Origin of the sequence: Marilutibacter maris, from assembly GCF_006546735.2 — a bacterium.
Taxonomy (GTDB): domain Bacteria; phylum Pseudomonadota; class Gammaproteobacteria; order Xanthomonadales; family Xanthomonadaceae; genus Marilutibacter; species Marilutibacter maris.
In genome coordinates this window covers 1-10,300 of record NZ_VICD02000081.1, presented here as the reverse complement: position 1 = coordinate 10,300, position 10,300 = coordinate 1, and the positions used below count along the sequence as shown (strand labels likewise).

9 protein-coding genes are annotated in these 10,300 nt (G+C 68.4%); 2 read left to right on the top strand and 7 right to left on the bottom strand.

Annotation, left to right across the window (positions count from 1 at the left end):
• The 7 genes from FKV24_RS05845 to FKV24_RS05815 form a co-directional block, all read right to left on the bottom strand.
• A partial coding sequence (locus tag FKV24_RS05845) for a DUF58 domain-containing protein (RefSeq protein ID WP_141481706.1) occupies positions 1 to 409 on the bottom strand: 409 nt, incomplete at its 3' end.
• Between the two features lie 13 nt (positions 410 to 422).
• Positions 423 to 1,427 (bottom strand): AAA family ATPase, encoded by a 1,005-nt coding sequence (locus FKV24_RS05840; RefSeq protein ID WP_425481587.1) that lies wholly within the window; start codon positions 1,425 to 1,427, stop codon positions 423 to 425.
• Between the two features lie 161 nt (positions 1,428 to 1,588).
• Positions 1,589 to 3,535, bottom strand: coding sequence for a type IV pilus secretin PilQ (locus tag FKV24_RS05835; RefSeq protein ID WP_141481704.1), 1,947 nt, complete (start codon positions 3,533 to 3,535; stop codon positions 1,589 to 1,591).
• A gap of 17 nt (positions 3,536 to 3,552) precedes the next feature.
• Positions 3,553 to 4,104 (bottom strand): pilus assembly protein PilP, encoded by a 552-nt coding sequence (locus tag FKV24_RS05830; protein WP_223250162.1) that lies wholly within the window; start codon positions 4,102 to 4,104, stop codon positions 3,553 to 3,555.
• 17 nt (positions 4,105 to 4,121) lie between these two features.
• Complete coding sequence (locus FKV24_RS05825) at positions 4,122 to 4,787, bottom strand: type IV pilus inner membrane component PilO (RefSeq protein WP_111267408.1); 666 nt, start codon at positions 4,785 to 4,787, stop codon at positions 4,122 to 4,124.
• On the bottom strand, positions 4,784 to 5,560 hold the full coding sequence (locus FKV24_RS05820) for a PilN domain-containing protein (RefSeq protein WP_141481703.1): 777 nt from the start codon (positions 5,558 to 5,560) through the stop codon (positions 4,784 to 4,786). Before FKV24_RS05820 ends, FKV24_RS05825 begins: the two co-directional genes overlap by 4 nt.
• A complete protein-coding gene (locus FKV24_RS05815; protein ID WP_111267410.1) occupies positions 5,560 to 6,618 on the bottom strand; it encodes a pilus assembly protein PilM in 1,059 nt (352 codons plus the stop codon). Before FKV24_RS05815 ends, FKV24_RS05820 begins: the two co-directional genes overlap by 1 nt.
• Before the next feature lie 238 nt (positions 6,619 to 6,856).
• On the opposite strand from FKV24_RS05815, the gene FKV24_RS05810 reads away from it, so the two are divergent.
• Positions 6,857 to 9,343 carry a penicillin-binding protein 1A gene (locus tag FKV24_RS05810; protein WP_141481702.1) on the top strand — a complete coding sequence of 829 codons (2,487 nt, stop codon included), beginning with the start codon at positions 6,857 to 6,859 and terminating at the stop codon, positions 9,341 to 9,343.
• A gap of 196 nt (positions 9,344 to 9,539) precedes the next feature.
• Positions 9,540 to 10,205, top strand: a complete 666-nt coding sequence (locus tag FKV24_RS05805) for a hypothetical protein (RefSeq protein ID WP_111267412.1) — start codon at positions 9,540 to 9,542, stop codon at positions 10,203 to 10,205.
• The last annotated feature ends 95 nt before the right edge of the window (positions 10,206 to 10,300 follow it).

Here is a 10,300-nt window from a genome sequence, read left to right as displayed (position 1 = left end):
CCGCGATGCGATCGCCGTCGCGCGCGGCGACCCAGGCCGCGATCGCGCCCGCGCGCGCCGCCTGCACCGACTTGAATCGGGTCCGGGTGCCGAAGTACAGCGACGGCGCGGTGTCGCCGACGATCAGGGTCAAGCGCTCGCGCTCGGCCTGGAACAACTTGGTATGCGCGCGCCCTGTCCGCGCGGTGAGCCGCCAGTCGATATGGCGCGCATCGTCGCCGGCCACGTACTCGCGCGACTCCGCGTAGTCCATGCCACGCCCGCGCAGCGGCGACAGTGCGGGCCCGCTGACGCCGTAGCGGCCCTTGCGTGGCGGCCGCCGCGCCCCCGCCAGCCGGCGCAGGGCGACCAGCTCCTCCAGCGACGGGACGATGCCCGATGCCCCCTCGGTTGCGACCTTGTCACTCATCGGCGCCGCGCGATCAGGGCAACGGCACCTGTTGCAGCAGCGCCTCGACCAGGCGGCCGCCGTCCCAGCCTTCGGCGGTGGCCTCGTAGCTGGGCAGCACCCGATGCCGCAATACGTCCGGGGCCACCGCGCGCACGTCGTCCGGCGTCACGTAATCGCGCCCCGCCAGCCAGGCGTGCGCCCGCGCGCATCGCTCCAACGCAATCGAGCCGCGGGGACTGGCGCCCCAGGCAATACGCCGGCCCAGGTCCGCGTCGTAACGGCCGGCATTGCGCGAAGCCAGCACCAGCTCGATCAGATAGCGTTCCACCGCCGGCGCGACATGCAGTTCGAGCACCGCCGCGCGCGCGGCGAACACGTCCTCGAGCGGGATCCGCGCCGGCGCCGCGGCCGGCGCCGTCATCGCCTCGCGCGCCCGTTCCCGCGCCAGCCGCAGGATCTCGGCTTCGGCCTCGGCCTCGGGATAGCCGATGTGGACGTGCATCAGGAAACGGTCGAGCTGCGCTTCCGGCAGCGGGAAGGTCCCTTCCTGTTCGATCGGGTTCTGGGTCGCCATCACCAGGAACAACTTGGGCAACGGATAGGTCGCCCGGCCCACGGTCACCTGGCGCTCGCCCATCGCCTCCAGCAGGGCCGATTGCACCTTGGCCGGCGCGCGGTTGATCTCGTCGGCGAGCAGCACCGGGTGGAAGATCGGACCGGCCTGGAATTCGAAGCGTCCCTCCTGCGGCCGCCAGACCTCGGTACCGGTCAGATCGGCCGGCAGCAGGTCGGGGGTGAACTGGACGCGGGCGAAGTCCGCCTCCAGGCGCGAGGACAGCGCGCGGATCGCGGTGGTCTTGGCCAGTCCGGGGGCTCCCTCGACCAGCAGGTGGCCATCGGCCAGCAGCGCGATCAGCAGCCGCTCGATCAGCTGCGCCTGGCCGACGATCTCCGCCGCCAGTCCCTCGCGCAGCGACTTGAAGGTGTCGTGCAGTCGGTTCGATTCTTCGGAAACCGGGGGGGCCGGGATCACCATGCTGTCCATTCCGTGCTTTACCTGGGACGCGGGAGAGTCCCAGTTTGACTCCATTTTGCCGCGCGGGTTCCGCGGGCTTCATCTTCGATTCAAGCCCGCCAACGCGATGGCCACGAAAAAAGGGCCCGCAGGCCCTTTTTTCGGTGGTCGGACTTTCGCCGTCAGCCGCGCTGTTCGACGCGCATCACCTTCGGCGTGACCATGATCAGCAGCTCGGCCTTGTTCTTGTTGCGGCCTTTCTTCTTGAACAGGTTGCCCAGGAACGGGATATCGCCCAGGAACGGCACCTTGCTGATGTCCTCACGCTCCTGGAACTCGTAGACGCCGCCGATCACCACGGTCTGGCCGTCCTCGATCAGCACCGCGGTGTTGACCTCGCGCTTGGCGATCTGCGGCACCCGGCCGATACCCGAGTCGATAAAGTCCTCGATCTCGTCCTTCTTCACGTTCATGTTCAGGAACACGCGGCCGTCGTGGGTGATCGTCGGGGTCACCTTGAGCTCGAGCAGGACATCCTTGAACTGGACGTTCGGGATCGGAATGTTGTTGCCGCCCTGCTGCGGCGAGATCGTCACGTAGCCGACCTCCTGGCCCTGACGGATCACCGCTTCGCGCTGGTTGCTGGTGACCACGCGCGGGTTGGAGATCACCTCGCCACGCCCCTCTTCCTGCATCGCCGACAGCTCGATGTCGAGCGCGTAGCCGGCATTGAGGATCTGCAGAGCCAGCGACCCGGCCGGATCGAGCACGCCCAGGTTGCTCATCGGGCCCTTGAACAGCTCATAGGTCGGCTCGTTGTTGGCGATCGAGTCCACCAACGATCCACGCGTCTTGTCGTTGTTGTCGATCGTGTCGTTGAAGAAGTACTTGCCGTCCTTGTGGCCGGCGATGCCGAAGCGGGCACCCAGCTCGCGGGCGAAGGTGTCGGTGGCGATCACCACCCGCGCCTCGATCAGGACCTGGTCGACCGGGCGGTCGATCACCCGGATCAGCTCGCGCATCTGCGCGACCTTCTTCGGGATGTCGCTGATCATCAACGTATTGGTGCGCTCGTCCGCGACCAGGCGACCACGCGGCGACAGGAAGCCATTGTCGCCCTGGCTACCGCCCTGACCGCCCTGGCCACCACTCTGCCCACCGATGCCCTTGGCCTCGGTCAGCGCCTTGAAGATCTGCGCGGCGTTGTGGTAGTTGATCTGGATGTACTCGGTGATCAGGTCGACGCGGTTGTCGAGCGCGATGCGCGCATCTTCCTTGTCCTGCTCGTACTTGGCGATCTCCGCCTGCGGAGCGACCCAGACCACGTTGCCATTGCGACGCTTGTCCAGGCCCTTGGCCTGCAGCACGATGTCCAGCGCCTGGTCCCACGGCACGTTCACCAGGCGCAGGGTCACATTGCCCTGCACGGTGTCCGCGGCGACCACGTTGAGTCCCGATTCCTCGGCGATCAACTGCAGCACGGTGCGCACCGGCACGTCCTGGAAGTTGAAGGTGACCGGGCGTCCGGAGTAGGCGCGCGAGCTGCTGGCCGAGCGGGTCGCGCCGACCGCGGTGCCGGCACTGGCCGAGCGTGCGGCCGGATCGGCCGCGCGCGGCACGATCTCGACGATGTACTCGGCACCAGACTGGTAGGCCATCGACTCGTAGTTGCCCCGGGTGCTCAGGGTCAGCGTCGCGCCGCCGCCGGAGCTGCGGGCCTCGATGCGCTGGACCGGGGTCGCGAAGTCGGTGACGTTCAGCGGACGCTGCAGGCTGGCCGGCAGTTCGGCGTTGGCGACGTTGATCGTCACCGTCGAACCGACCGTGCGCAGGTCGGGGGCCGCGCCCTCGCCGCTGAAGCCCAGGATCAGACGCCCCGCGCCGCCATCGCCGCGCTTGAAGTCGATCTTGGAGACCTCGATCGCCCCCGGCAGCCGCTTGGACGGGTCGGCACTGGTCGTCGGCGCGGTCTGACCGGCCGCCAGTGGCGCGACCGCGACGGTGTCGGTGTGCTGTGCATGGGCGGCGCTGAACGCCGCAAACGCGCCTACGGCGATGCCAAGGCCGGCACTGCGCATCAGCGTTGAGCGCCGGGCCGGCCGCAGGCTTTTGGCGTTGAATACGGTCATCGTGCTATCCCCCAAACTCATTGATCTTCCAACGCGACGGACGCCGGGCGTTCCAGCCAGCCCCCCGCGCCATCCGGCACCAGTTCCACCAGCTCGATGCGATCTTCATGGACAGCGGTCACGCGACCGTCGCTCTGTCCCATGTACGCGCCGGGCCGTACCCGATACGTCACCCTGTCGGGCGCCATCACCAGCGCCACGATGCCGCTGCCGGCCCCGAGGGTGCCCACCATGTCCAGACTGTCGAGCGGGAACTGCTCGAGCGTCTGCTTGCGACGGGTCGAATCCGGACGCGGGCCACTGCCGCCCTGGTCGCGGAATGCACGACTGAACGGATCACGCAGGGCATGAGCCGCGTACTCGAAACTCTCGAACTGCTGCATCACCGGCAGCGGCGGCAACGGCGGCGCCGGTCGCGCCTTCACTTCGGCGATCCACTTCTCGAGATTCGGCGCCTCGCCCGGCGTGCTGGTGATGCCCCGGCCGCAGCCGGCCAGCGCCAGGGCGACGCAGGCGGCCAGTAGCAGCCGTGGCATCGTCCGCGTGGCCTGGATACGGGAACCGGGCATGTTCAGGCTTTCCCCATTCATTTCTTGCCGCCCTCCGCCGCGGGTGTATCGCCGCTCTCGCTGGCCTCGCCCTCGTCCAGGTAACGGTAGGTCTTGACCGTACCGACCAGCTCCAGCGGGCTGTTGGGCCCGATCACGGCACCCTTGTCCTTGCCGGCCGGCTGCAACGAGATGTCATGCATGGTCATGATGACCACGCGCGGCAGCGAAGCCACGCCGCTGACAAACGCGCCGAACTGGTGGTAGCTGCCCACCATGCGCAGTGCGATCGGCTTCTCGGCGTAGATCTCCTTGATTTCTTCCGGCCGCGGCTCGAACAGCTCGTTGCTGATGCCGGTCGCCAGCGCGGTCTGCGAGATGTCGACGATCAGGTCCGGCATCTCGGTCTTGCTCGGCAGCTGGCGCAGCATCTGCTGCAACTGCTGCTCCATTTGCACGAGCTGCTGCTTCAGCGGCTCGAGGTTGGCGGCCTTGCCCTGCTCGTCGACGAACTCGTCGCGCAGTTCGGACTCGGTCTTCTCCAGCCGCTGCAGCTGCTCGCGCTTGTCGGTGACGACCAGGTACCAGGTCAGACCGACGATGATCAGGCCCAGCAGCACGCAGAAGCCGATCTTGGCCTGCTGCGGCCAGGACCCCATGTTGTTGAAGTCGAGCTCCCGCAGGGACATCTTCTTCTGGCTCATGACGCGGCTCCGGTTGCGGGCTCAGAGGCGGCGGGCGCGGCTTCCGGCTCGGTCGCCGGAGCGGACTCCTCGGCCGGCGCTTCAGCGGCGGGCTCGGCAGACTCGGCAGCGCCGGCGGGCTCGGCCGCGGCATCGGTCGCCGGCGCGGCTTCCGCCTCGCCTTCGGCCGCCATCGCCGGCTGCTCGACCGGTGCGTCCGGAATGCCGTCGCCGTCCTCGTCCTTGGGCGCGTTCGGGTTGTCCAGGGTCACGCTCAGGCTGAACTCGTACGGCAACCCCTTGTCCTCACCCTTGGCCTCGATGATCGACAGGTCGGGCTTGGTCATCCAGCCGGAGCCTTCCAGGTTGCGCATATAGGTACTGACGCGGGAATTGGACTGCGAGCGGCCAGTCAGGCTCAGCGTCTTGTCGTCCTGCTTGATCGAGGTCAGGATCACGCCGTCGGGAATGGTCCTCACCAGCGAGTCGAACAGGTGGACCATCTGCGAGCGGTTGGCCTGCAGACCCTCGATGGCTTCCTTTCGCGCCAGCAGCTTGGCCTTGGTGGCCTCCAGCACGTCGATCTCCTCGTTGATCTTCTTGACCTCGGCGATCCGGTCCTGGAGATACTTGTTGCGGAGATTCTGGCCGCTGATCTGGCTGTTGTAGTAGCTGACGATCAAGAAAGACAGCGCGATCGCGGCCAGCGCCGACAGCGCGACCATCACGCCGAATTCCTTCTGACGCTGCTTGCGCCGCTCGGCGCGCCACGGGAGCAGATTGATTCTTGCCATCAGTCGAAGCTCCTCAGTGCGAGGCCGCAGGCGATCATCAGCGCCGGCGCGTCCTGCGCCAGAGCGTGGGCCTGGACGCGTTGGCCGAGGGTCATGTTCGCGAGCGGGTTGGCGACCATCGTCGGCACACCCAGCTGCTCTTCGACCATCTGGGCGATGCCCTGGATCGACGCGCAGCCGCCGGCCAGCACGATCTGGTCGACGCGGTTGAACTCGCTGCCGGCATAGAAGAACTGCAGCAGACGGCTGACCTGCTGGGCCATCGCCTCCTTGAACGGCTCAAGGACCTCGACCTCGTAGCTCTCCGGCAGCCCGCCCTGGCGCTTGGCCAGGCCGGCCTCCTCGTAGCTCAGGCCGTAGCGGCGCATGACCTCGTCGGTCAGCTGCTTGCCGCCGAACACCTGCTCGCGGTTGTAGATGCTGCGTCCGTTGCGCAGCACGTTGAGCGTGGTCATGGTCGCGCCGGCGTCGATCAGCGCCACCAGGCCGTCGCGCGGCCCGCTGAGCTGCTCGGCGATCAGGGCGAACGCGTTCTCGACCGCGAACGCCTCCACGTCCATGACCTTCGGAATCAGCCCGCCCAGCTCCAGCGCGGACGCGCGGACCTCGACGTTCTCGGCACGCGACGCCGCCAGCAGCACCTGCACGGTCTCGTTGTTGCCCGGCACCGGCCCGAGGACCTCGAAGTCGAGGTTCACCTCCTCGATCGGATACGGCACGTAGTTGACCGCCTCCAGCTCGATGGCCGACTCCATCTCGTCGTCGTCCAGGTCGGACTGCATCGGGATCACCTTGGTGATCACCGACGAGCCCGCGACCGCGGCGGCGGCATGACGGGCCCGGGTCCCGGATCTGGACACCGCGCGTTTGATCGCCTCGCCGACGGCCTCGACCTCGACAAGGTTCTTCTCGATCACCGCATTCGGCGGCAACGGCTCGACCGCATAGTGGTCGACCCGATAGCGATTACCCGACCGCGACAGCTGCAGCAGCTTGACGGCAGTCGAACTGATGTCCACGCCGACGAGCGCCGGCTGGCTTTTTGTGATGACTCCCACGATCTTCTCCCCATGCCACAAGCGCTTACGCGCACTTCGTGTGGCCCCGTCTTAGATAACGGACTTTTCAGGAGCTGGCAACCACTTCGTGCACAAATTGCCCCCCTTCGTCACTTTAAACCCCTCATCGACCAGCTGAACCGCCAACCCGTCCCATCCCCCTTCCGGCCCGGGGAACCCCCGGGCGACTCCTCTATACTGCCCGGCCATTACATCCGCAACTCGGAAACGGACCCCGATGCCACGACTTCGACGCTTGCTGCGATGGGCGCTTCTGGCCCTGGTCGGCGTAGCGGTGCTGGGCGCAATCGCGATCGGCACCTTGTACTACGTAATTGTCCCCAATCTTCCGGACGTGGAGACCCTGCGCACGGTCGAGCTGCAGGAACCGATGCATGTCTATGCCCGCGACGGGCGGCTGATCGCACAGTTCGGCGAGATGCGCCGCTACCCGGTCAAGATCGACGAGGTGCCCGAGCGCCTGAAGCAGTCCTTCATCGCGATCGAGGACGCCCGCTTCTACGAGCACCACGGCGTCGACTACAAGGGCGTGGCGCGCGCGGTCTGGCTGCTGGCGACCACCAGCGACAAGCGCGTACCGGGCGGCTCGACCATCACCCAGCAGGTGGCCCGCCAGTTCTTCCTCGACTCCGAGTACAGCTACATGCGCAAGCTGCGCGAGATGTTGCTGGCGATGCGGATGGAGCGCGAGCTGAGCAAGGACGAAATCCTCGAGCTGTACCTGAACAAGAGCTTCTTCGGCCACCGCTCCTACGGGATCGGCGCGGCCGCGCAGTTCTACTACGGCAAGCCCCTGGACCAGCTGGACCTGGACGAGATGGCCTCGCTGGCCGGGATTCCGAAGTTCCCGTCCAGCGGCAACCCGCTGAGCAACCCCGAGCGCGCCCGCGAGCGCCGCGACTACATCCTGCAGCGGATGGAGGAACTCGGGTTCGTGTCCGCGGCCGAGGCCGCCGCCGCCCGTGCGGTGCCGATGCACGCGGCGGCGCACGAGCCGCCGATCGAGGTGTACGTGCCCTACGTGGCCGAGATGGTCCGCCAGGAAATGGTCGCCCGCTACGGCGCCGAAGCGCTGACCCAGGGCTACAAGGTCACCACCACCATCGATCCGGTCCTGCAGGCGGCGGCCGACAAGGCGATCCGCGACGGGCTCTCCACCTATGACCGCCGCCATGGCTGGCATGGGGTCGAGCAGCACTTCGAGCTGGCCGCGGACGAGGACGCGAAGGCCGCCGGCAAGCGCCTGCGCAGCGTTCCGGCCCAGGCCGATCTGCTGCCGGCGGTGGTACTGAGTGCCGGCGCGGGCCGGGCGACCCTGGCCCTGCGCAGTGGCGAGGTGGTCGAGATCACCGCCCAGAACACCTACGGCAAGAGCGATCCGGGCAGCCTGCTCAAGCGCGGCGATCTGGTCCGGGTCCGGCAGACGCCGGTCGAGACCGAGCCCGCCGAGGTCCCCGAGGGCCTGCCGCAACCGCCGCCGAGCTACACCTACGCGCTCGACCAGCTGCCGCGCGCCCAGGCCGCCCTGGTCTCGCTGGAACCGATCGACGGCGCCCTGCGGGCGCTGTCGGGCGGCTTCAGCTTCGCCGGCAACGAGTTCAACCGCGCCACCCAGGCCCGCCGCCAGCCCGGCTCCAGCTTCAAGCCGTTCGTCTACGCGGCGGCCATGGACAAGGGCTTCAACCCCGCCTCGATCGTGCTCGACGCCCCGGTGGTGTTCAAGCAGCGCAACGGCAAGGTCTGGCGCCCGCAGAACGACTCCGGCAACTTCGCCGGCCCGATGCGCCTGCGCGAGGCGATCGTGCAATCGCGCAACCTGGTGTCGGTGCGCCTGCTGGACGCGATCGGCGTCGACTATGCGCGCCGCTACATCTCCAACTTCGGCTTCGAGGAGTCGCAGCTGCCGCCCAACCTGTCGATGTCGCTGGGCAGCGCCTCGCTGACCCCGCTGTCGGTCGCCCGCGGCTACGCGGTGTTCGCCAATGGCGGCTACCGCATCACGCCGTGGTTCATCGACGAGATCCGCGACCGCAACGACGCGGTGGTGTTCAAGGAGCAGCCCGCCCGCGCCTGCCCCAGCTGCGGCATCGGCGGCAACGCGGCGTCGGTCAGCCAGGTGGTCGACGGCTTCAATCTCGGCCCGGCGACACCGTCGGCGCCGAAACCCGAGGCCGCACCGGCCGACGACGACACCGCCGACGTCGACCCCGACGCACCGCGGGCGCCACGGGCGATCGACAACCGCGTCGCCTACCAGATCATCTCGATGCTGCGCGACGTGGTCCGCCGCGGCACCGGCACCGCGGCCCGGGTGCTCGGTCGCGAGGATGTCGGCGGCAAGACCGGATCGACCAACGACCACCGCGACGCCTGGTTCTCAGGCGTCGGCGGCCCGTACGTGACCACGGTCTGGGTCGGCCGCGACAACTTCCAGTCCCTGGGGCGCCGCGAGTACGGCGGCAAGGCGGCCCTGCCGATCTGGATCGACTACATGCGGGTCGCCCTGGAGGGTCAGCCGATCGCGCAGAACACCCCGCCCGACGGCATGATCAGGGTGTCGGTCTCGGCGACCGGACAACTGCTGCCCGACGGCAGCGGCGGACAGACCGAGTGGATCAAGGCCGAGGACCTGGACCGGATGCAGACCTTCGTCGACTACGGCGCCGACGAGGAGCCGGCCGAGGAGTCCTTCGACATCTTCTGACCGATGGCGGCTTGCCGTCCCGGCGCCCGCAACCGGCGCCGGGACCTGTCCGCCGGACCCGGCCTGAACCGCCATCGCGGCCGCGCCCGGCCCCGGTTCACGCTGTCGCCGATGACGTGCTAGCGTTGCCCTGCCGGCCGCTCGGACCGGCCACGGCGATCAGGTCGCCGTTGTCGTGCCAGCCGCGGAGGTTGCCATGCCCCACGCCCGTCAGCACGCCCACGTCCACGCACAGACCCGCACCCGCGAACGCCGGCGTCGGCTCGCCCACGAGGCGGCCCGGTTGATGGCAGAGGGCGGGATGCGCGACTACCACCAGGCCAAGCTCAAGGCGGCGCAGCGCCTGGGCATCTTCGACGATGCCTCGCTGCCGCGGAATCGCGAGATCGAGGAAGCCCTGCGCGAGTACCAGCGACTGTTCTCGGGAGCGAACCACGGTGAGGCGCTGAGGGTCCGCCGCGAAGCGGCGCTGCGCGCGCTCGGATTCCTGGAGCCGTTCTCGCCGCGTCTGGTCGGCCCGGTACTGGAGGGCACCGCCGACGCCAACTCGGCGGTCCAGTTGCACGCCTACAGCGACGATGCCGAAGCGGTGATGCGCTTTCTCGACGAGCACGGGATTCCGGCGGAATCGCGGATGCGCCGCCTGCGCCTGGATCCCGAGCGCTCGGCCGATCTTCCGGTCTGGGTGTTCGGCGCCGAGGATCTGAGCTTCGACGTGACCGTGCTGCCGCTGGACGCCCTGCGCCAGGCCCCCTTGTCGAATGTCGACGGTCGGCCGATGAAGCGCGCCTCGGCAACCCAGCTGCAGCAACTGCTGGCCAATGAGGAGATCTCGAGCTACGAGGCCGGTCTGGGGCGCTGACGCGACGCGGCTACGCCCTCCGTCCTGGCGGCCGGCGGCGGCGATCGCCGGCCGACACGACGCAAGGCCCGCCACCGGCACCGCGATGGCGGGCC